Source organism: Spirosoma humi, from assembly GCF_054776575.1.
Genome location: NZ_BAAHBR010000017.1, coordinates 518,055 through 537,831 on the forward strand (window position 1 = coordinate 518,055; position 19,777 = coordinate 537,831).

Sequence of the window (19,777 nt, forward strand, 5' to 3'; positions counted from 1 at the left end):
CAAATCTGTCTGGGGGCCTTCCCCGTTAAGCCGGGCTACCGGAATTTCTAAATCGGGCGATTAAACATTTAGCTTACCCTCGATTGAGTCGTCTAAGGTTTTGCCCATAATCGCCCCGGCGGCCATCTTGACAAACGCCACGGCATCGCCGTGTTTATTGTCCCAATAATAACCTTCCTGCGTTTCTACTTTCAGGACCGTAATGCGGGGATCATCGACGCCTTCGGTAAACCACGTTTTCAAAATGGGCTCCCAAAGTTCCTTGATGAGTTCCTTATCCGTCGAGATAGTCGCCTGCCCGTAGATGCTCAGAAAATCCGAATGTTCCGAGCCCTGGAACAACAGTTGAACTTTGTCGTCGGTTTGTATATCCGCGTTTTTGTGGCTGTCGTTGGCACTCAGGAACCAGAAGTTGCCCGCTTCGTCAACTTTTTGCACGGACATGGGCCTGGTTTTCAACGGTTCGCCGGTTGTAATTTTTGTGCAGAAATAACACGTGCTGCTTTTATCGACCAACTCTTTTATTTTCTTCCCGGCTTCGGTACCGGAAAGGTCTTCGTGATTCTTTTCGGGCTGCTGTTGATTGATGCTGTCCATAACAGTTGAGTTAGTAGGGTTAATTAATAAACTATTGACCCACTACTAACAAAAAGTTAAGCCAACCCTCTTTTATTATTTTGTAGATAACTGCTTTTCCCGATTGTACGGCTAACAACCAACATTATTGCGTTTACACAAGCCAGCGATTCTGACTGTAGGCATCATTCCAGAAGTACCATTCCAGTCGGCTCGATATCCGAAAGGCTTCCCGCATCCTTTCGCGTTCAGATTCGCCCGCTGTTTTGGCGTAGGCATCCGTCAGAGCCAGCAGTTGATTGACCGATTCGTCGAAGGCGTCGCCTGCGTAGGTATCAATCCAGCTTCGGTAGGGATTTTCCTGAACAGCCCGTTCATAGATGTGTTTACCCACCTGCCGATAAATCCAGAAGCAGGGTAAAACGGCGGCTGCCCCAACCGCTACCGACTGAAGCGAGGTCGTTGCCAGCAAATAATTTGTGTAGGCGAAACAGGCAGGCATTTTCGCGGTTTCGGGCTGAATAGCGTAGAGGGCAAAGTAGGTTTCGTGCAGAGCGCGTTCCACCAGAATCGCATTCTGGGCAAACTGCGTGAATTGCAGCATATCGTCGGGCGTGGTGGCCCGTACGGCCAGTTGACTCAGCGCCCGGCTGAAGTCTGTCAGGTAAAGTGCATCCTGCTGAATGTAATACCGAAATGTCGGCGAGGGTAAGCTGCCGTCCATCAATTTGCTTACAAAGCCATGCTCGAGTATGGACTGATAAATAGGGCTAATGTCCTGCCAGAGTTGGTCGGTGAATGTCATGCGTTTTATGGCCAAACGTTGAAAAAATGGTGAACAGGGCCATGCCCATGTCCCAGTTTGTAAACGGCCCCCGCCTGGAGAGCGAGTGTCAGGTAGTCTTTGGCGGTCGCTACCGCATCGACGACGGATAAACCCCTGGCTAATCCGGCCGCAATGGCCGACGAAAGCGTGCAGCCCGTACCATGCGAATTATCGGTCTGGATTCGGCTCGTCGGAAACCAATGTTGGTCATTGGCGGAAAGATAAAGTAAGTCGGTGCTTTCTGCCGTGGGCAAATGACCTCCTTTGACCAGAATAGCGCCCGGACAGAGTGCTGCCAGCTCAATAGCGGCCTGCGGCATGTCGACCAACGTCTCGACCGGGTGCCCCAGCAATACACTGGCTTCGGGCAAATTGGGCGTAATAACGGAGGCAATGGGCAGCAGATGCGTTTTGAGGGCATCGACCGCTTCGTCTTGCAAGAGTTTGTCGCCACTTTTGGCTACCATTACCGGGTCAAGCACAATGGTTTTCACCCCGAATTGAACCAGCGTTTTAGCCACCTGCTGAATGACTTCGGCTGAGTGCAGCATACCGATTTTTACCGCATCGACCCCAATGTCGCTTAATACCGCTTCCATCTGTTGAGCAATGAAGGCAGGCGGCACCGGCATAATACCCGTTACGGCTTTTGTGTTCTGAGCCGTCAGCGCAGTAATCACCGACATTCCGTAGCAGCCCAGCGCGGCAAACGTTTTAAGGTCGGCCTGGATACCAGCGCCCCCGCCACTGTCGGAACCGGCAATCGTTAAGGTGCGTGCGTATGTTTTCATTGGCTTTCGTCGATCAGGTTAATGAGTTCGCGGGTGGCTTCGTACGGAGATGGATGACCACAGATGGCCGAGACAACAGCCGCTCCCGTTGCGCCAGCCTCCCGAATCGACCGAAGGTTGGTGGCGTTGATGCCACCAATGGCAAATGTGGGCAAATTCGTTTGCTGACAAATAGCCCGTAAACCGTCCAGACCCAACAGGCTTGACGTGTCCTGCTTGGTGCCAGTTGGAAATATAGTAGCTATGCCGAGGTAGTTCAGGTCAGCCCCGCGAGCGGCTTCCAGTTCGGCTGCGTTATTGATCGACAGGCCAATAATTTTGTCCGGTCCGAGTAGTGAGCGGACCAGTGCATACGGCATATCGTCCTGACCAACGTGCACGCCATCGGCATTGACAGCGAGGGCTATATCGACCCGATCATTGATAATGAGCGTTGCCTCGTAGGTCTGCGTAATGCGTTTCAGGTCGAAGGCGATGTCTAGAAAAGCGCGGGTGGCTATATCTTTCTCCCGCAGCTGCACCCACCGAACTCCGGCCCGGCAGGCTTCTTCGACCACAAAAGGCAGCGTATGACCCGCCTGCCGCGCAATGGCGCTATCGGTTACTAAATAAAGTCTGTTCACGCTTCGGTCAGTAGAAGACGATCGGTAATAATCGTTTCGGTCAATTCGTATAAAGCATCCAGGAAGTTGACTTGCAGGCTACCCGGCAACGGCTTTTTATCGACCGCTAGTTCACCCGCAATACCCATAACGGCCATGGCGTGCGTGGCAGCCCGAAAATAATTGGCGTTGACGGCGGCAAAAGCGCCGGTCAGGGCTGTAGCGGTGCAACCCATACCCGTCACTTTGGTCATAAGCGGGTGGCCGTTGGCGACTATGGCTGTTTGATCATGCTGGATAATGTAGTCTTTTTCGCCACTGATGACCACCACACTTCCCCAAACGGAACTTAGCCGGCGGGCCGCGTCAATGGCCGCTTCGGACCCGTACAGGCTGTCGACCCCTTTGGTCTGCGCGTTGAGGCCCGCCAGGGCCATAATCTCGGAGGCATTTCCCCGAATAATATCCGGTGCGGCCAGGGCCAGAAGTTCTTCGCTAACCTGATTGCGGTAGGCCGTGGCACCCACGCCAACCGGATCGAAAACGATAGGTTTGCCCAGCGCTCTGGCCTGACGCATGGCCAGCCGCATACCCGCTACAAAAGTGGCGTCAAGCGTGCCGATATTGACCACCAGCGCACTCGAAATAGACACAAAGTCTTCGACTTCTTCGGGCGCGTGTACCATGGCGGGCGAGGCTCCCAGCGCCAGCAGCGCATTGGCCGTATTGTTCATCACCACGAAGTTGGTAATGTTGTGAATAAGCGGGGCCTGCGTGCGTATACGCTCGACGTCGGTCCAGATGGCTTGAGGAGATTGGGTCATGTTGCTGTCAATCGGTCGGTAAACAGCAACTTTAGGAGAGCGGAGCGCATCTCGTTAACTTTTCCCTACGGCAGTACCAGCTGCATCAGGTGGTGAGGGTATTCTCTCAGTCAGGCTAATCCGGCGCTGACACCCCTAAAGTTGTTTCACAAAGGTAGGGGATAATGAATTACGAAATTGTGAAAATTGCATAACCATCTGCCGACTACAGAAAGTTTGAGATAGCTTTACGGACAATATTTCTAGTCGTATATTCCGTGAAATTGACCTCGCTTCGCTACCTGTTTTACCTGCTCATTACGCTGGGAGCGGCCTGCCCAACCAGCGCCCAAACGCCCGACAATACCTTTGTCAACGGTGATTTACTGCCTAATTCTCCCGAACTGTCGGCTCGCGGAACCTATGGTGTTGGGGTACGAACCCTGAAATTGATCCATAAAGGCCAGGTCGATGTTCTGCATACGAAAGATGGCAAGCATCCTTTTTATGATCGTCCGCTAACGGTCGAGGTCTGGTATCCGGCTCGTATGGCAGCCAGCCAACCCTCAATGGTTACGTATGAATCCGTACTTGGCCGTTCCAACGACCCCAAGCGTCCCCTCATTCCGTTCACATTCATGGGTCGGGCTGGTCGTGATGCCGAGCCGGACGCCAGCGGTGGAGCCTATCCATTGGTTATCGTTTCGCACGGGTATCTTGGATCACGGCTTCTGCTCACCTATTTAACCGAAAACCTGGCCTCAAAAGGATACGTTGTCGTGGCCATCGACCACGCTGAATCGACCTATAGCGATGCCGCCGGTTTTCCGAGTACGCTGCTGAATCGGGCCCTCGACGATCTGTTCGTATTGAATGAAATGGCCCGATTGAGTGCAGTGTCCAGTAAAACCTTTCTGGCTGGTTTGCTGAACGCCGATAACACAGCCCTGATTGGGTATTCGATGGGTGGTTATGGGGCGCTCAACGCCGTAGGAGCGGGTTATAGCCCTCAGGCCGTTAAGATGTTTGGCCAACTTGCCGACGGTAGTACGGCCCTTGAGGTTCGGACCATGGACTCGCCCGTGTACAAAGCCTCACTGGACCCCCGGATTAAAGCGGTCGTTGCCTTTGCGCCCTGGGGTATGGAACGGGGTTTCTGGGATGCTGCCGGGCTGGCGGGTTTAACCCTGCCTACGTTGTTTGTTGCGGGTAGTAAAGATGATGTATCGGGCTATGAAAAAGGCATCAAAGCCATTTACGAAGGAGCCGTCAATGCAGACCGCTATTTACTGACCTACGTAAATGCCCGGCACAATGTGGCGCCTAATCCACCGCCAGTGGCTTCGCTACAACCCGGTGTATCGCCTGATGAGTACATGCACTATGCCGAACCCGCCTGGAATGAACACCGGATCAATAACATAAACCAGCACTTTGTAACCGCATTTCTGGGGATTCACCTCAAGAAAATGGATTATGCGAAATATCTGAATCTTCCCGAAACAGACGCTGCCGGGTCCTGGACGGGTTTCAAACCCCGCATGTCGGTCGGGCTGGAAATGCGCCATGCGAAGCCTTAGCCTTTGAGTAAGACGCATCTGGCTTTATCTGATTAATGGTAAAACTTTATTAACCACAGAGGCACGGAGAACACAGAGTATAAGTAGGTAAAATCTACAGTTTAGCCCTCTGTGTTCTCCGTGCCTCTGTGGTTAACATTTAACCTGCCTGTGATGGATTTAGGCCCTTAAAACGTAACTTTTAATAAGGCGCCGTCGCCCATACTGGTTATGTAAGCTGTATGGCTGTTACTTACTTTCAGATCGGTCGGCAGGTTTAGCTTATCGAGCAAGACCGTACTGGTTGTTCCATTGGCGCGCAACAAACGGCCCGTGGCTGGGGTAAAGCCTGCCGGACCAAATACCGCAAATTCGAGTACCAGGGGTTTGCCGTTTCCATCATTTTCTACGTCGACCAGGCTGTTGAACGTTTGCTGATAGAGGCTGAGTTTCCCCGTCAGGTCCATCTGATAAAGAATGGCTTTGCCGGCAGGGAACGGAAAACCCAGTAATGTCGTGATCAGAAACTGATGACCGTCGTAGGTGATGCTCGTGGGCACCGACTGAATGAACGGGGGGCCAGGAGGAGAACCAGGCAGATTTGGGTTGACGATACCCGGTACCTCTGTCACGACGCTCAAATCACCGGTTTTCGATCGGCGAATGATCGCGTTTGCGGCTGCATCGGTCATGTAAAGAGCGCCATCGGGGCCAAGTGTTAAATTGTACAGGTGCGATTCGCCGGTATCGTTGGTGAACGTATAGTCAATGACAAACTTTTGAATGTTTTCGGGTACCATACTGGAAAATGGTATGGCGGGCGTCGCATCGGTCTTATACGATGCGAGATCGATTTTACAAAGTCCTTTTGGGTTCAGAAAATAGAGCATCCCATCGGCAACCAGCAGATGATCGACCGCATCAAGCTCACCTGCATTGTTGGTTTGTGAATAAATTCCGGTAACAATTGGGTGCTTCTTACCATCCTGGGTAATTTCGGAGATGCTGCCGTCATTGTTGCCGGTGCCTTGCTCAGCCACGAAAACCCGCCCACTGGCATCGGTCTCTACGCTAATGGGGGCCATTAACCCCGTGATCAGCGGAGCCGTTGTTACGGCAGGATCTGCCGGAGCAGGTAGGCGGTGATCCTGACAACTCATAACGAAAAGAAGGGCAGCCAGGCAGCCGTAGGGCGTCAATTTCTGATTCATAACAAATAGGTGGTTGAGTGAAAAAAGGCTAGCGCAAACCCTTCACACGAGTTGAGGAGTACAGTGTTTGGGGCAGTTGATTGAACCGATCAGAAGGGTCCGATTTCAGACTGGTTCTTCACGAATCAGACTTTTGATACCAGCCGCTAATTCGGGCGTGACCGTAACGCCATGAGCAGTTTGAGCATGTTCGGCGGCCTGATTCAAAACTTCCTCGTCGGTACTTGCTTTGACTACGGCGTCACAATCGAAACCGGCATCCCGGCAGCGTAATGTTTTCATGCGATTAGACCTGTTTTTTTTGATTAAAAATAAGTTTACGGTTTGTTGGTCAGGAAGTTAGCTTAGGTAGGTGATTGCCTGAACGACTTTTGAGCGAACGGTTCGAATATCGAGCGAATGATGCAATCACCGTTTCAGGCTAAGCGGATTTGCCCTAGGCAAGCGGTGAGGAGACGCAGCAAAACGGCCTTATCTGGGAAGTACGCTAAGTAGAAACCGCAATGCATAGTCCTTACTGGTACAGGTCAGGGTATTCCGGGGCTTCCAGGCATATCTGATAGACGTAGGCCAATCACTTAGTTAACGAGTTTATTAATTTTTGCCCCTTATTTCGCTATGATACGTAAAACCCTGTTGTCGATTCTGTTTCTGGCTGGTTCATGGACTGCACAGGCGCAACCTTTTGGTAAACTTGTTCAGAAAACACCCGGTATTGTTTCCTATACCCTACGCGATAGTTTTAGCCAGGATGTGCCCGGCACGCTGGATAAGATCAAAGCCTGGGGCATCACCGATATTGAATTTTCGAGTCTTTTTGGAAAAACGGCCCCCGAACTTCGGACACTGCTCGACCAGCGCGGACTCAAGTGCAGCAGTTACGGTGTGAGCTACGACGCTATCGACCAGAAGCCTGATTCTATTCTGCAAAATGCGCAAGCGCTGGGTGTTCAGTACATTCGCATTGGGTCGATACCGCACAAAACGGCTGCCACGCTGGAGATGATGCAGAAAGCCGCCGAGGTATTCAATCGGTTTGGGAAGAAGGCACACGAAAAAGGAATTATGTTCTGCTACCACAATCACGGATTTGAATTTCAGCCGTACGAAAATGGAACGCTGTTCGATTACCTGGTGAAACAAACCAATCCCGAGTATGTGGGCTACGAAATGGATGTAACCTGGACTTATTTGCCGGGTCAGGATCCGGCCGCGTTATTAACCAAATATCCTAAACGATTCCGGCTCATTCACCTGAAAGATGTTCAGAAGGGGGTTGCCCGGAGTGATAAAGGGAGCATGGCCAACGAACAATCTGTGGTATTGGGAACAGGGCAAATCGATTGGCCTGCCGTTTTGAAAGCGGCCCGTAAAAGCTCCATCGCCCACTTTTATATTGAAGACGAAAGCAAGGCTGCCGAGCAGCAAGTGCCGCAGAGCCTGGCTTACCTGAAGAGTTTATAGATCATCCGAACGAAAGGCCATCCAAACGGGTGGCCTTTTAGTTGACAGCCTCTAACCGAGATTTAATCGGAAAGCCTGTATGATTTCGAGCTTCCTGACGTTAGTAATTTACGCGCTAATCTGTTGTCAAATGAACAGGTAGCCAACGTACTTGCTATGAAGAAGATCATTACTGTTGGGTTGCTGGCCAGTATTGCCCTGGGACTAGCCGTTTTTTCCTGTAACACAACCGATCCGCTCATGGCCCCGGCCGAAACAGGCCGCCTGCGCGTTGCCTTCGATAACGTGGCCGGTACATCGGATCTGACCCTCAATTCAGGGACGTATCAAAATGCCGTTGGTGAGTCCTTCACGGTTACGAAGTTCAATTATTTCGTGAGCAACATTCGCCTTCGCAAAGCCGATGGCAGTGAATATGTAGTGCCGCAGGATAGTAGCTATTTTCTGATTCAGGAAGAGAAACCCGCTTCACAAACGATTACGCTGTCCGGCATACCGACGGGCAATTATACCGGGATAACGTTTACCGTGGGGGTCGATAGCCTGCGTAGTCTGGCCGATATTAGCAAGCGCACCGGCGTTCTCGATCCGGGACTCAATGACGGGATGTACTGGGAGTGGAACTCTGGCTATATTTTCCTAAAGCTGGAAGGGACATCGGCGGTGGCACCAGCCGCCCAGAACAACGCCTTTTATTACCACATTGGTGGGTTTGGCGGAGGATATGACGGTAAGAAGACAATTAATAACCTACGCACCAGTACGGTCCCGTTCAATACTGACGTGGCAAACGTTCAAACCAATGCGACGCCATTTGTCCAGCTAAAAGCGGATGTACTGGCGCTTTTCAACGGATCAACGAAACTAAGTATTGCGCAAAATCCATCCGTGATGTTTGACCCGTATTCAACCAGCATTTCGGATAATTACGCGAAGATGTTTAGTTACGTCCGAGTACAGGCTAACCAATGAAAGGGCTACGGACGATATCGACAAAGCGTATTGGCTTGACGGTCAGTACTGGCTTGTTTGCCCTCGCCATTGCCTGCCAGACAAACAAGGGCGGTGAGCCAGCGCCTGAGCCTAATCCGCCCGCACCGGGTGGGGGAGTAACGTATCAAACAACCCCGCTAGCCTTTCGGAAGCCCGCTAATTTTCCTGATGTGGCGTATGATCTGAGTCAGAATCCGCTCACAGTGGAGGGCGTAGCACTGGGCAAGGCCTTATTCTACGATCCCGCTCTCTCGCGCGACACGACTATCAGTTGCGGGTTCTGCCACCAGCAATTTGCGGGTTTTGGCCATTCCGACCACCCGCTCAGCCACGGTATTGGCGGTAAGTTTGGCACGCGCAATGTACCGGGCTTGCAAAATCTGGCCTGGAGTCGTGAGTTTTTTTGGGACGGGGGCGTTACCAGCCTGGATGAGTTACCCATAACGCCGATTCAGAATCCAGTCGAGATGGATATGAAATTTGCGGATGCTCTGAGCCGGGCGCAGAAAAGTCCAAAGTATCCGTCGATGTTCAGGGCCGCCTTCGGGTCAGATACGGTCACGACGGCGCGCTTTCTGAAAGCGATTTCGCAGTTTCTATTGACCCTTGTTTCGGCTGATTCGCGCTACGACAAATACGTGCGAAAAGAGGCTGGTGGAGACCTGAGCGCCGATGAACTGGCAGGCTTGACGTTGTTTCAGCAAAAATGCGCGACCTGTCATGCCACCGACTTATTCACCGACAAGAGTTACCGCAACAACGGCTTGCCCGTTAGTACGGGGATAAACGATCAGGGCAGATACACAATTACGTTGAATGAAACTGATCGGTTGAAGTTTAAGGTGCCGAGTCTACGGAACGTTGAGAAAACGTTTCCCTACATGCACGATGGTCGTTTTGCTACGCTGGATCAGGTTCTGAATCACTACACCGCTGGCGTTAAAGACAGTCCTTCACTCGATCCGGCGCTCAAAGTCAACGGTCAACTTGGTATTGCCCTGACCGACTCCGAAAAAAAGCAGGTCATCGCCTTCCTGCGTACGCTGGCCGATGACACATTTATTAACAACCGGGCATTCGGCCCAAACTAATGCGTATGACTCAGCCTATGTTGTCGGATGTTGATTAAATGAGTAATGACCAGGCCGGCGGATGCAGCATAGGCGAGGTATTCGAAAAACGGGGCTACGTCTTCCAGCAAAAGAGCAACCGTGAACAAGGCCAGAAATCCCCAAAGTCCTTTTTTGATGGCTGGAGCGGCATAATGCCGGGTCGCAAAATAGACTGCTACAATGTTCACCCCAATGAATACATAGTCCAGGCTCAGGTAGCCAACACGGAGAGTCGAGTTCTGGAGAACCGAACTTGTCAGCAATAGTATGGGGGTGATCAGGCAGTGAATAATGCACAATACCGAACCAGTAATGCCGATATAGTCAGCTTTGCGGGAGAGAATATCTGTCTTCATGAGCACGCACAAAAGTACGATGCTTTGGGCGAACGTACGATCCCTTAACCCACTTTTTTGCAACAAAGTTGCGTAAATTGATTTGTTGCCCCTGAAAAGTGAGGTACGGTCCACGATGTCGGCCAGACTATTCCTCATTGGTCGCACATAGGCATTAGTTCGTTTTTGTCAGTAACGAGTACCCCATTAGCTTACCACCTTTGTTGTAAGTCTCTGATTTTATATCGAATAGCTGGTTGTCGGCGCGGTAACTGACCACGTGCATGGTGCTGCGGATGGGCATGCCCATCACCCTGTTTTCCAGGTTCATGTCCGACGTAATTTTGTAGGCGTTGAAGGTGCCGGCGGGCGTTGTCAGGGGGGCCTGACTGTCTACCTGCCGATTGGCCATGATCATGTTCATCGTCATCATCACGTTGCCATTCGTATTCATTTCGACCTCCATCTGGCCATCACTCAACTTTTGACCTACACTCAGTTTTCCGGGGTAAACGAGCTTGTTGGTTTTGAGCTTCATTTCCATGTCTTTCGGGCCGCCGTTCGGCATTGCCTGCATCATTCCCGACATGTCGGCTATCAGCTCATCGCCCGTACAGGTGTAATGAATGGTATAGGGAGGGCGCTGCTTGCCCTTTTCGTCTTCTACCTGAGCCACAATGTCCATCACGGTCGAACTACCTTCCTTGCGAACGTCTTTAACCTGGTAGCTGATTTTACCAATTGGCTTGTCTTTCGCATTAAACTGACTCAGTTCGAAGCTCATCCCCGACTTGAAATTCAAGCCCATACAAGCCTGCGCCACACTTGTGCCTCCTGCAACTACGGCAAGGAGCAATGAGAAAAGAATTGTTTTCATGTGAATAGAAGTAAGTTTAACGATGTATGCTGAATCGCTTACGCCCATATCATACTCAGTACGCCCATGAGCATGATGAGTTTACACAGGTTACTGAGATACCCGAAATCGTGCCGGGTATCGGCAATAACCAGGCGGTAGGTGAGCCAGGCGATTGGAAAAAGTAACAAGCCAAAAATAAAGGTAAGCCGAACGTTGTGGAGCGAGCTGGCAATGAGAAATAAACTCAACAGAAACGCTCCGATGAGTACATACAGCAGGTATTTCGTTCGTCGGAGACCCCACACGATGGGTAACGTCCGGCAGCCAAAACGGGCATCGCCCCGAATGTCCTGCATGTCTTTGATGATCTCGCGGATGAGCGAAATGCCAAACGAAAACAAGGCGTAGATCAGCAGCATATCCGTATTCTGCCGATAATACACGGCCAGAACAATGAACGATAAGGCCGTTAGCAGCGAGATAACAATGTTCCCGACGAGTGGCTGTCGCTTAAACTGGGCGGAATAAAACCACAGTAACGTGACGGACAGCACATCAACGACAAAGACCCAGCGACTCAGGTAAAGACCGAGCAGACAACCAGCGACATTCAGGCCCTGGTGAACGCCCATGGCTACCCGACGCTTTAAATAGCGCCCGATAACTACCCGCTGCGGTTTATTGATGAGGTCGATCTTAACATCAAAATAATCGTTGATAATGTAACCGGCGGCTGCTATGCAAACGGTTGATAAAGCGAGAAGCCAGATTTTCGGATCGGTCAGTGACTGAACAATCTCTGCTTTTTCACCAACCAGACACAGCCGGGCCAGAAACTGCGTCAGGACAACAATCAGCAGATTCTGCACCCGAATGAGCCGCAGAAAGCCGAATGTGAACGCCGAGAAAGGAATGGACTGTCGTGCAACCATGACTGTTTTTACAAAACTACCCGTTTCGGAAAACTGGGTAAAAAGAGGGGAAGGCGAAACCGCAAAGAAACAACAAAAAATACGTCATCTTGCCTCTTCTCCCTTTCTTCTCTTCTTAGGGATTCTTTTTACTCCTGTTTGATGTTGAGAAACAAAACCGTTCTCTTACGCATGAAAATTGGTATCGTGTGCTACCCTACCTTTGGAGGCAGTGGCGTTGTGGCCACTGAACTTGGCAAGGGATTGGCCAAAAGTGGTCATCAAATTCATTTCATTACCTACCAGCAGCCACCCCGGCTCGATTTTTTTAACGAGAACGTCTTTTACCATGAGGTAAATATACCATCCTACCCGCTATTTCAATACGCGCCTTACGAATCGGCGCTGGCTAGTGCAATGGTTAATGTAGTAACGAACGAAAACGTTGATTTACTGCACGTTCACTACGCTATTCCGCATGCGTCGGCCGCCTATATGGCCAAGATGATTTTACGGTCGCAGGGACGAACCGTGCCCGTTGTAACAACGCTGCATGGTACCGATATTACGCTGGTAGGGAAAGATGCTTCCTATGAGCCCGTTGTCACGTTCAGTATCAACGAGTCAGATGGTGTTACGGCGGTATCCGAAAATTTACGTCAGGATACCTACAAGCACTTCAATGTTCACCGCGAAATCGAAGTCATTCCCAACTTCATTGATCTGGATCGTTTCAAGCGCCAGCAAAAGGACCATTTCAAACGGGCCATCTGCCCAAATGGCGAAAAACTGATTGTCCATACGTCGAACTTCCGGCGGGTGAAGCGCATTGATGACGCTGTTATGATGTTTTTTCATATTCAGCAGCAAACCCCGGCCAAACTTCTGCTCGTGGGCGATGGCCCCGAACGCGCGCGTATCGAACGACTGGTGCGTGACCTGGGTATCTACGATCAGGTTCGTTTTCTGGGCAAGCTGGATGCCGTGGAGGAGGTTCTGTCTGTTGCTGATTTGTTTGTGATGCCATCCGAAAACGAGAGTTTCGGTCTTGCTGCACTGGAAGCACTGGCTTGTGAAGTGCCCTTGATCACCTCGAATGCGGGGGGCTTACCCGAACTGAACATACAGGGTGTAACAGGTTTCCTGAGTCCGGTGGGCGACGTGGATGACATGGTCAAAAATGCGCTTTATGTTCTGGACGATGCCCATCTGCCGACCTTTAAGGAAAATGCGCTGGCACGCGCCAAGGAATTTGAGCTATCGCGAATTTTACCCCTTTACGAAGCCCATTATGAACGTGTGTTGCAAACCGCTCAACCGCTGGTGTCCTGAAACTTAGTATCAGATTTACAGTTTTAGGTTTACGGAGAAATGCCATAAACCAATACCGTAGACCGTAAACGAATACAAATGAATCCAAACATACCTCAAACAGACCGCAAGCGCGTTGTTGTTGTCGGTGCTGGTTTTGGTGGCCTAAGGCTGGCCCGTTACCTGTCGCGTCGGAAAGAGTTTCAGGTAGTACTGCTCAACAAACAGAATTATCATGAGTTTCAGCCACTTTACTATCAGGTAGCGACGGCCGGATTGGAGGCCAACTCCATTTTGTTTCCCCTACGGGCTGTATTTGGCAACTGCCAGAATGTTCATATCCGGGTTACCAACGTAACGGGCATTCGTCCGGTCGATAAAGCGGTCGATACCGAACTGGGGCCTGTTACGTACGACTACCTCGTTATGGCGACGGGTGCGGATACCAACTTTTTCAATCAGCAGAATATCATTGAGAAGGCACTGCCCATGAAGTCGGTGGCCGAGGCCATCGCCCTTCGAAACCGGATGCTACAAAACTTCGAGGATGCGCTGAGCGTTGAAACCCTCGATGAACGCGAAGGACTGATGGATGTGGTGGTGGTGGGGGGCGGCCCCACGGGCGTTGAACTGTGTGGCACGCTGGCCGAGATGCGTAAAACGGTGCTGCCCGCCGATTATCCGGAACTGGATTTTAAGATGATGGATATTTTCCTGATCGAGTCCGGGGGCGAGCTGTTAGGACCTATGTCGGTGCAGTCGCAGGAGCATTCGCTGGCGTATCTGCAAAAGCTGGGCGTGCATGTGCGGCTGAATACACGGGTTAAGGATTTTGATGGACGCGTGGTGACGATGAACGACGGCACATCGCTCCGTACCAATAACCTTATCTGGGCGGCTGGTGTCAAAGCCAATCCATTGGCTGGTTTGCCACCGGACGTGATCGGTCGGGGCGGTCGGGTACTGGTCAATCGGTACAACCAGGTACAGGGTTTTACAGATATATTTGCGATAGGCGATGTAGCCCTGATGACTGAAGAAAAATGGCCGAATGGGCATCCGCAGATTGCGCAGCCTGCCATTCAGCAGGGAAAACACCTGGCCAAAAATATGGTGCGCTGGGTACGTAATGAGCCGCCAGTGGAATTTGTCTACCGTGATTTGGGCACTATGGCTACTATTGGGCGAGGGCTGGCCGTAGTCGATTTGCCTTTTTTTAAATTTCAGGGATTCTTTGCCTGGATAACGTGGTTATTCGTCCATCTTATGTCCATTGTTGGTGTGAAAAACCGGCTGGCTATTTTTCTGAACTGGATGTTTAACTACCTTACCTATAACAACTCACTACGGCTCATTATTCGCCAGAAAATGCCGAAGGGCGATATGTCGGCTATGCAGGAAAAACTCTCCGATCAGTTAGAAGTCAGTAAAACATAAGTCAGATAGTAAATTTAGTTTACTATCTGACTGAAAAACTGATTTTCGTTTTATTTTTGTGTCATAATACTCGTTGTTAATTTTTATCTCTCTATGGAATCAACTACTGAAAAGCTACAAACCATGGCTGGCCACGGCAAAACCCGGCCAAAGAACAGCGGTAGTAAAAAGCTATTCGACAATCCGATCCTGGAAGCACTTTCACGGACGCATATTCTAGTGCCTATTTCGATGTGGTTGGTCTTATCGGTGTTTCTGGGGTGGTACGCGTTCACCTACACAGACATGGGAACCGCCACCATCGCTACGTTATTTGCAACGGGTTTATTGGTATTTTCTTTGTTTGAATACGTACTACACCGGTACTTATACCATTTAGCCCCATCGACGCCCCAGCGTGCCAAGATTCAGTATACCTTTCACGGTGTTCACCACGAATATCCGAAAGACAAAACCCGGCTGGCCATGCCTCCGGCCCTGGCTATTTTTGTTGCCGGTGGGTTTTTTGGCTTATTCTTCCTGCTCATGGGTGAAGCGGCCTATGCGTTCTTCCCTGGCTTTCTGGTAGGCTATTCGGGCTATCTGGCCGTACATTTTATCGTTCATGCCTACGCCCCACCGAAGAATTTCTTCAAGGTGTTGTGGATCAATCACAGCGTACACCACTATAAGAATCCAGAAAGTAACTATGGCGTGTCATCGCCCTTCTGGGATTACGTTTTCGGCTCTTTTCAAAAATAGTTTATACTGGTATTAGCCATAAAAAATGCCCGCTGATAACTCAGCGGGCATTTTTTATGGCTAACAGGAAGGACAAGATTGGAGTTGCCTGTGTGATTCTCGTTAGTGCAGTTTCTCATTGTTCAGATGCCTTGTAGCATCCCGTATGTTTTTTTTGTCCAGATTTTTCTGGAAGGCGTCTGTCAGGTCGACACCGGTCTGGTTGGCCAGACAAATAAGCACCCAAAGTACATCGGCCAGTTCGTCGCCCAGGTCTTTGTTCTTATCAGATTCCTTTTCGGATTGCTCTCCGTAGCGTCGGGCAATAATTCGGGCTACTTCGCCAACCTCTTCCGTCAGCTGAGCCATGTTGGTCAGTTCGTTGAAATAACGAACGCCAACGGTTTTAATCCAGTCGTCTACCGTCAGTTGAGCGTCTTTAATGGTCATACTCTTGTTATGCTGGCGTACCAGCATGATAAAAACAGTACTTACTTCTCAGGAACAAAGGTCAGATAGCTGAACTGATTTTCATCGAAAACTTCCTGCGCGAGCGTTTGCAAGTGTTCGGCTGTTACCGATTTTATATCGTTGAAAATATCGTTCAACGCTTCAACCCGATCAATGTCGAGCAGGCTTTTTGCCATCATCAGCATAAAGCTGTTGTTGCTTTCTTCGGCCATGGCCAACTGCCCAATGAGTTGCTCTTTAGTTTGGTGCAGTTGCAGCGTTGTAAGCGGTTGCTCACGAAGCCGTTTCAGTTCCTTTATAATAAGCGCCTGTGCTTTGTCCACTTTCTTGGGATCGGTACCGAAGTAAATACCCAGAAAACCCGTGTCCAGGTAGGGCGTATAGCTGGCATCGATGGAGTAAACAAGACCGTATTTCTCGCGTAGGTTCAGGTTCAGCCGGGAGTTCATGCCGGGGCCGCCAAGAAGGTTGACCAGCATGAAAAATGGGAGCCGCCTTGGGTCGGTCAGGCCATAGGCCGGTCGGCCGAGCGCGCATTGTGCCTGCGTAATCGGCCGCTCTACCCTGGTGTGGCGCGGTGCATAATCGGTGGGTTTCGTCCGCTGGCGAACCGAATGCTGAGCCGGTACATCCCGAAAATACTTCTCGGCAACTTTGATTACCTGGCTGAACGGTAACTTGCTGACAGAGGCAAAGACGATTCGGCTGGTGTCATAATTTTCAGTAATAAATTGCTGAAGATCTTCACGCCTGAACGAGCTGACGGTGTCAATGGTACCTAGAATATTCCCACCCAGGGCATGGTTTGGAAAAACCAGCTCATCGAAATCATCCTGAATGGCATCCTCGGGCGAATCGTAATACATGGCCATTTCTTCGAGGATGACACCCCGTTCCCGCTCGATCTGCTTCTCCGGAAAAATTGAATGAAATGTGATATCTGCCAATAACTCAGTAGCTTTCTCGAAATGAGCATCCAGTACAGATGCATGGAAACACACTTTTTCTTTCGTTGTGTAGGCATTTAATTCGCCCCCAACCGTTTCTAAGCGTGTAATGATGTGGTAGGATTTTCGTTTCTCCGTACCTTTGAATGCCATATGCTCCCAGAAATGGGCCAATCCCTGCTGATGTGGTTGTTCGTCGCGGCTGCCGATGTCGAGCATGATACCACAATGAGCAATCTGCGTATAGGGCATTTGTTTATGCGCAATCCGAATTCCGTTGGGTAAAGTATAAACTTCGTAATCTTCCATTCTTAGCTTTTACGCATTGAGCGTACTAATGATAACCGCTACCAATCCGCCCCGGTTCCTGATTATTCAAACCGCTTTCATCGGTGATGTGATTTTGGCTACGGCCATGCTTGAACAAGTACATGAAGCACATCCAAATGCAATACTGGATATTTTGGTTCGCAAAGGTAACGAGGGTTTACTGGCTAATCACCCCTTTCTGAACGAAGTCCTGATTTGGGATAAAAAGGGAGCTGGTGGGCCGTTCGCCAAATACCAGGATTTGTGGCGTCTGCTCAATATCATCCGCCCCCGTCACTACGATGCCGTACTTAACCTGCAACGATACGGCACGATGGGCTTACTGACCGTCTTGTCGGAAGCAAAAAAGACGATTGGTTTCGACAAGAATCCATTGGCTCGTTTTTTTACCCACCAGGTCGAGCACCGGTTTGAGCCGGGAGTTCACGAAGTGGATCGTAACGCTGGGTTATTGAGGGCGCTGGGCATAACTGGCGGATTTGTACGTCGCCCTAAGTTATACCCGTCGCTCGATGATTATGCCGCCGTTAACACTTACCGGAGCAAGCCTTACATCTGCATAGCGCCTATGTCGGTGTGGTTTACAAAACAGTACCCAGCCCAGCGCTGGGTTGAACTGATGCAGGCTCTACCTAACGGCATACGGGTTTACCTGTTAGGCGCTCCATCGGACGAAGTGGCTTGTGAAGCAATCAAAACGCTGGCCGCTCCCCAAACGAATGTTGTGAATCTGGCCGGTAAATTAAGTCTATTGCAGTCGGCGGCTCTACAACAGGGGGCCGTAATGAACTATGTCAATGACTCGGCTCCGCTCCATTTGTGTTCGGCCATGAACGCGCCGACAACGGCAGTCTTTTGCTCAACGGTTCCCGAATTCGGTTTTGGTCCACTGGCCGATGCATCGCGGGTCGTACAAACCTCCGAACTGCTTGAGTGCAAGCCCTGCAATTTGCACGGCCGAACGCGTTGTCCGCTGGGTCATTTTCGGTGTGCCTGGGGCATCCAGACAGAGGAATTGGCCCAGTTAGATTAATCATACCATTGTTGTTGTCGGATGTATTCCCGCGTTTATTTGCTGGTGAAGGGATACCTGTGCGCTATACGGAATAAGCTCGTTACCATTCTTTATTTTATAAATGGTATAATACTTATACTTTGTTTGGATATAATTGATTTGTCTAACTTTTATGCAAGCAATAATTTTATAATACAGAATATTATTTGAACAATATTGATGATTGGCATATATTTGACTTATTAAGTTGAACACTGCAGCAAAACAGCTCTTTACGGCTCACCCGCCTTTCTTATGGGCGGTCCCTTAATCAACAGTCTCTTTTGTTATTTATTGATGCGGTAAACTATCCTTTCTGCTATGTCTATCAATCGTCGTGACTGGCTACGGGCCAGTATGTTATCTGGTCTGAGTTTAGCGGCTGCTCCGGCGGCCTTTTGCGAATCAGAGCCCGAAATGCCCAGGGGATATACGATTCCGAAAGGCGGACTGAAAGCCCGCTTATCCGCCAACGAAAATCCGTACGGTCCTTCGCCCAAAGCCCTGAAAGCCATTACGGAGGCTGCGCCCGATGGTTATCTCTATGCGATGGAATACTCGAAGCAATTCCGGAAGCTGGTGGCCGATACGGAAGGTGTTCCGGAAGAGTATGTGCTGCTGGGTGCCGGATCAGGTGAATTGCTGACGGCGGCTTCGCTCTGGGCGGCCTACCGTGCTAACGCTGGTCGAACCATTGTTGCGCCTGACCCGACGTTTGACGCGCTGCCAAGAACGGCGGTTAAACACGGTATCACGATGGATAAGGTTCCTCTGGTAGCCGCCGATGGATACGACATCAACCTGAATAAGCTGAATGAGCGCGTTGGTAGCCAGACAGGCATGGTTTATCTATGTAATCCCAACAACCCAACCGCCATCACCGTCGACCCCGCCAAGTTACGGGCTTTCTGCGAAGCGGTGGGAGCCAAGACGCCGGTTCTGGTCGATGAAGCCTATATCGATTATACGCCCGATCCGAAAGCCTATACCATGGTCGATATGGTGAAGAAGGGCAGCAACGTCATCATTACCAAAACGTTCTCGAAAGTACACGGTTTCGCCGGGTTGCGGACGGGGTACATGATTGCGAAACCAGAGCTACTCGAACAGATCAGTAAGTTTGCGACTGGGGGCAGTTCGATGAGCATGACAACGCTGCGGGCGGCTATGGTTAGTTTACAGGATAAAGACTTCATCAAATACTCACTGGGCAAAGCGCAGGAGTCAAAAGATTATCTGTACGGCGTCCTGAAGCAGCATAATTATGAACCGCTGCCATCGGGGGCCAATTTTGTGATGTTCCCGATTCGTATGAAAGGCGAGGATTTCGTAAGTCGCATGCTGGACCAGGGTGTAGGTATCCGTCAGTGGAAGTTCGACGGGCAATACTGGTGCCGTGTCAGCCTGGGTACCATGCCTCAAATGCAGGCCTTTGCCGATGGGTTGAAAACCATATCATAAAGCG

General features: G+C 50.5%; 21 protein-coding genes and 1 riboswitch. Of the genes, 9 read left to right on the top strand and 12 right to left on the bottom strand.

What is annotated here, in order from left to right:
* Positions 1-60 precede the first annotated feature (60 nt).
* From ACYU8Y_RS24350 to thiM, 5 genes are all read right to left on the bottom strand, one after another.
* Positions 61-597, bottom strand: a complete 537-nt coding sequence (locus ACYU8Y_RS24350; protein ID WP_460940758.1) for a pyridoxamine 5'-phosphate oxidase family protein — start codon at positions 595-597, stop codon at positions 61-63.
* Positions 598-730: 133 nt separating this feature from the next.
* The gene (gene tenA, locus ACYU8Y_RS24355) at positions 731-1,381 is read right to left on the bottom strand and encodes a thiaminase II (RefSeq protein WP_460940759.1); all 651 of its coding nucleotides are present in this window, start codon (positions 1,379-1,381) and stop codon (positions 731-733) included.
* Between the two features lie 5 nt (positions 1,382-1,386).
* Complete coding sequence (gene thiD, locus ACYU8Y_RS24360) at positions 1,387-2,193, bottom strand: bifunctional hydroxymethylpyrimidine kinase/phosphomethylpyrimidine kinase (RefSeq protein ID WP_460940760.1); 807 nt, start codon at positions 2,191-2,193, stop codon at positions 1,387-1,389.
* The gene (gene thiE / locus ACYU8Y_RS24365; RefSeq protein ID WP_460940761.1) at positions 2,190-2,816 is read right to left on the bottom strand and encodes a thiamine phosphate synthase; all 627 of its coding nucleotides are present in this window, start codon (positions 2,814-2,816) and stop codon (positions 2,190-2,192) included. Before thiE ends, thiD begins: the two co-directional genes overlap by 4 nt.
* Entirely contained in the window at positions 2,813-3,619 is an 807-nt protein-coding gene (gene thiM / locus ACYU8Y_RS24370; RefSeq protein ID WP_460940762.1) for a hydroxyethylthiazole kinase, read from the bottom strand. Before thiM ends, thiE begins: the two co-directional genes overlap by 4 nt.
* Before the next feature lie 45 nt (positions 3,620-3,664).
* A riboswitch (TPP riboswitch) is annotated at positions 3,665-3,766 on the bottom strand.
* A 110-nt stretch (positions 3,767-3,876) separates the two neighbouring features.
* Here thiM and ACYU8Y_RS24375 point away from each other — a divergent pair.
* A complete protein-coding gene (locus tag ACYU8Y_RS24375; RefSeq protein ID WP_460940763.1) occupies positions 3,877-5,178 on the top strand; it encodes an alpha/beta hydrolase family protein in 1,302 nt (433 codons plus the stop codon).
* Positions 5,179-5,345: 167 nt separating this feature from the next.
* On the opposite strand, the gene ACYU8Y_RS24380 is transcribed toward ACYU8Y_RS24375, so the two are convergent.
* Together ACYU8Y_RS24380 and ACYU8Y_RS24385 are read right to left on the bottom strand one after the other, a co-directional pair.
* The gene (locus tag ACYU8Y_RS24380) at positions 5,346-6,368 is read right to left on the bottom strand and encodes a ScyD/ScyE family protein (RefSeq protein ID WP_460940764.1); all 1,023 of its coding nucleotides are present in this window, start codon (positions 6,366-6,368) and stop codon (positions 5,346-5,348) included.
* 105 nt (positions 6,369-6,473) lie between these two features.
* Positions 6,474-6,650 carry a DUF1059 domain-containing protein gene (locus ACYU8Y_RS24385; protein ID WP_460940765.1) on the bottom strand — a complete coding sequence of 59 codons (177 nt, stop codon included), beginning with the start codon at positions 6,648-6,650 and terminating at the stop codon, positions 6,474-6,476.
* 336 nt (positions 6,651-6,986) lie between these two features.
* On the opposite strand from ACYU8Y_RS24385, the gene ACYU8Y_RS24390 reads away from it, so the two are divergent.
* The 3 genes from ACYU8Y_RS24390 to ACYU8Y_RS24400 all read left to right on the top strand — a co-directional run bounded on the left by ACYU8Y_RS24390 (position 6,987) and on the right by ACYU8Y_RS24400 (position 9,916).
* Positions 6,987-7,832 carry a sugar phosphate isomerase/epimerase family protein gene (locus ACYU8Y_RS24390; RefSeq protein ID WP_460940766.1) on the top strand — a complete coding sequence of 282 codons (846 nt, stop codon included), beginning with the start codon at positions 6,987-6,989 and terminating at the stop codon, positions 7,830-7,832.
* A 156-nt stretch (positions 7,833-7,988) separates the two neighbouring features.
* Positions 7,989-8,804 carry an MbnP family protein gene (locus ACYU8Y_RS24395; protein WP_460940767.1) on the top strand — a complete coding sequence of 272 codons (816 nt, stop codon included), beginning with the start codon at positions 7,989-7,991 and terminating at the stop codon, positions 8,802-8,804.
* Entirely contained in the window at positions 8,801-9,916 is a 1,116-nt protein-coding gene (locus tag ACYU8Y_RS24400) for a cytochrome-c peroxidase (protein ID WP_460940768.1), read from the top strand. Before ACYU8Y_RS24395 ends, ACYU8Y_RS24400 begins: the two co-directional genes overlap by 4 nt.
* On the opposite strand, the gene ACYU8Y_RS24405 is transcribed toward ACYU8Y_RS24400, so the two are convergent.
* The 3 genes from ACYU8Y_RS24405 to ACYU8Y_RS24415 form a co-directional block, all read right to left on the bottom strand.
* Positions 9,913-10,293, bottom strand: coding sequence for a MerC domain-containing protein (locus ACYU8Y_RS24405; RefSeq protein ID WP_460940769.1), 381 nt, complete (start codon positions 10,291-10,293; stop codon positions 9,913-9,915). The genes ACYU8Y_RS24400 and ACYU8Y_RS24405 overlap by 4 nt on opposite strands.
* A 154-nt stretch (positions 10,294-10,447) precedes the next feature.
* Positions 10,448-11,149, bottom strand: a complete 702-nt coding sequence (locus ACYU8Y_RS24410; protein ID WP_460940770.1) for a TapB family protein — start codon at positions 11,147-11,149, stop codon at positions 10,448-10,450.
* A gap of 38 nt (positions 11,150-11,187) precedes the next feature.
* The gene (locus ACYU8Y_RS24415) at positions 11,188-12,063 is read right to left on the bottom strand and encodes a geranylgeranylglycerol-phosphate geranylgeranyltransferase (protein ID WP_460940771.1); all 876 of its coding nucleotides are present in this window, start codon (positions 12,061-12,063) and stop codon (positions 11,188-11,190) included.
* 171 nt (positions 12,064-12,234) lie between these two features.
* Here ACYU8Y_RS24415 and bshA point away from each other — a divergent pair, with 171 nt between their 5' ends.
* The 3 genes from bshA (at position 12,235) to ACYU8Y_RS24430 (ending at position 15,531) form a co-directional block, all read left to right on the top strand.
* The gene (gene bshA / locus ACYU8Y_RS24420; protein ID WP_460940772.1) at positions 12,235-13,374 is read left to right on the top strand and encodes an N-acetyl-alpha-D-glucosaminyl L-malate synthase BshA; all 1,140 of its coding nucleotides are present in this window, start codon (positions 12,235-12,237) and stop codon (positions 13,372-13,374) included.
* Positions 13,375-13,452: 78 nt separating this feature from the next.
* Positions 13,453-14,790 carry an NAD(P)/FAD-dependent oxidoreductase gene (locus ACYU8Y_RS24425; protein ID WP_460940773.1) on the top strand — a complete coding sequence of 446 codons (1,338 nt, stop codon included), beginning with the start codon at positions 13,453-13,455 and terminating at the stop codon, positions 14,788-14,790.
* Positions 14,791-14,883: 93 nt separating this feature from the next.
* Positions 14,884-15,531, top strand: coding sequence for a sterol desaturase family protein (locus ACYU8Y_RS24430; protein WP_460940774.1), 648 nt, complete (start codon positions 14,884-14,886; stop codon positions 15,529-15,531).
* Between the two features lie 102 nt (positions 15,532-15,633).
* Here the strand turns inward: ACYU8Y_RS24430 and ACYU8Y_RS24435 are convergent, their stop codons facing one another.
* Positions 15,634-15,960 carry a nucleotide pyrophosphohydrolase gene (locus ACYU8Y_RS24435; RefSeq protein ID WP_460941209.1) on the bottom strand — a complete coding sequence of 109 codons (327 nt, stop codon included), beginning with the start codon at positions 15,958-15,960 and terminating at the stop codon, positions 15,634-15,636.
* Positions 15,961-16,001: 41 nt separating this feature from the next.
* Positions 16,002-17,237 (bottom strand): M16 family metallopeptidase, encoded by a 1,236-nt coding sequence (locus ACYU8Y_RS24440; protein WP_460940775.1) that lies wholly within the window; start codon positions 17,235-17,237, stop codon positions 16,002-16,004.
* A gap of 28 nt (positions 17,238-17,265) precedes the next feature.
* Between ACYU8Y_RS24440 and ACYU8Y_RS24445 the strand changes: the two genes are divergently transcribed.
* The gene (locus ACYU8Y_RS24445; RefSeq protein WP_460940776.1) at positions 17,266-18,291 is read left to right on the top strand and encodes a glycosyltransferase family 9 protein; all 1,026 of its coding nucleotides are present in this window, start codon (positions 17,266-17,268) and stop codon (positions 18,289-18,291) included.
* Positions 18,292-18,633: 342 nt separating this feature from the next.
* Positions 18,634-19,773: a pyridoxal phosphate-dependent aminotransferase gene (locus ACYU8Y_RS24450; RefSeq protein WP_460940777.1), complete on the top strand. Its 1,140-nt coding sequence runs from the start codon at positions 18,634-18,636 to the stop codon at positions 19,771-19,773.
* The last annotated feature ends 4 nt before the right edge of the window (positions 19,774-19,777 follow it).

Bases quoted from the DNA above. Each gene is read 5' to 3' on its own strand.
- ACYU8Y_RS24350 (WP_460940758.1), bottom strand. From the start codon at position 597: ATGGACAGCATCAATCAACAGCAGCCCGAAAAGAATCACGAAGACCTT.
- tenA (WP_460940759.1), bottom strand. From the start codon at position 1,381: ATGACATTCACCGACCAACTCTGGCAGGACATTAGCCCTATTTATCAG.
- thiD (WP_460940760.1), bottom strand. From the start codon at position 2,193: ATGAAAACATACGCACGCACCTTAACGATTGCCGGTTCCGACAGTGGC.
- thiM (WP_460940762.1), bottom strand. From the start codon at position 3,619: ATGACCCAATCTCCTCAAGCCATCTGGACCGACGTCGAGCGTATACGC.
- ACYU8Y_RS24380 (WP_460940764.1), bottom strand. From the start codon at position 6,368: ATGAATCAGAAATTGACGCCCTACGGCTGCCTGGCTGCCCTTCTTTTC.
- ACYU8Y_RS24385 (WP_460940765.1), bottom strand. From the start codon at position 6,650: ATGAAAACATTACGCTGCCGGGATGCCGGTTTCGATTGTGACGCCGTA.
- ACYU8Y_RS24390 (WP_460940766.1), top strand. From the start codon at position 6,987: ATGATACGTAAAACCCTGTTGTCGATTCTGTTTCTGGCTGGTTCATGG.
- ACYU8Y_RS24395 (WP_460940767.1), top strand. From the start codon at position 7,989: ATGAAGAAGATCATTACTGTTGGGTTGCTGGCCAGTATTGCCCTGGGA.
- ACYU8Y_RS24400 (WP_460940768.1), top strand. From the start codon at position 8,801: ATGAAAGGGCTACGGACGATATCGACAAAGCGTATTGGCTTGACGGTC.
- ACYU8Y_RS24405 (WP_460940769.1), bottom strand. From the start codon at position 10,293: ATGAAGACAGATATTCTCTCCCGCAAAGCTGACTATATCGGCATTACT.
- ACYU8Y_RS24410 (WP_460940770.1), bottom strand. From the start codon at position 11,149: ATGAAAACAATTCTTTTCTCATTGCTCCTTGCCGTAGTTGCAGGAGGC.
- ACYU8Y_RS24415 (WP_460940771.1), bottom strand. From the start codon at position 12,063: ATGGTTGCACGACAGTCCATTCCTTTCTCGGCGTTCACATTCGGCTTT.
- bshA (WP_460940772.1), top strand. From the start codon at position 12,235: ATGAAAATTGGTATCGTGTGCTACCCTACCTTTGGAGGCAGTGGCGTT.
- ACYU8Y_RS24425 (WP_460940773.1), top strand. From the start codon at position 13,453: ATGAATCCAAACATACCTCAAACAGACCGCAAGCGCGTTGTTGTTGTC.
- ACYU8Y_RS24430 (WP_460940774.1), top strand. From the start codon at position 14,884: ATGGAATCAACTACTGAAAAGCTACAAACCATGGCTGGCCACGGCAAA.
- ACYU8Y_RS24435 (WP_460941209.1), bottom strand. From the start codon at position 15,960: ATGACCATTAAAGACGCTCAACTGACGGTAGACGACTGGATTAAAACC.
- ACYU8Y_RS24440 (WP_460940775.1), bottom strand. From the start codon at position 17,237: ATGGAAGATTACGAAGTTTATACTTTACCCAACGGAATTCGGATTGCG.
- ACYU8Y_RS24445 (WP_460940776.1), top strand. From the start codon at position 17,266: ATGATAACCGCTACCAATCCGCCCCGGTTCCTGATTATTCAAACCGCT.
- ACYU8Y_RS24450 (WP_460940777.1), top strand. From the start codon at position 18,634: ATGTCTATCAATCGTCGTGACTGGCTACGGGCCAGTATGTTATCTGGT.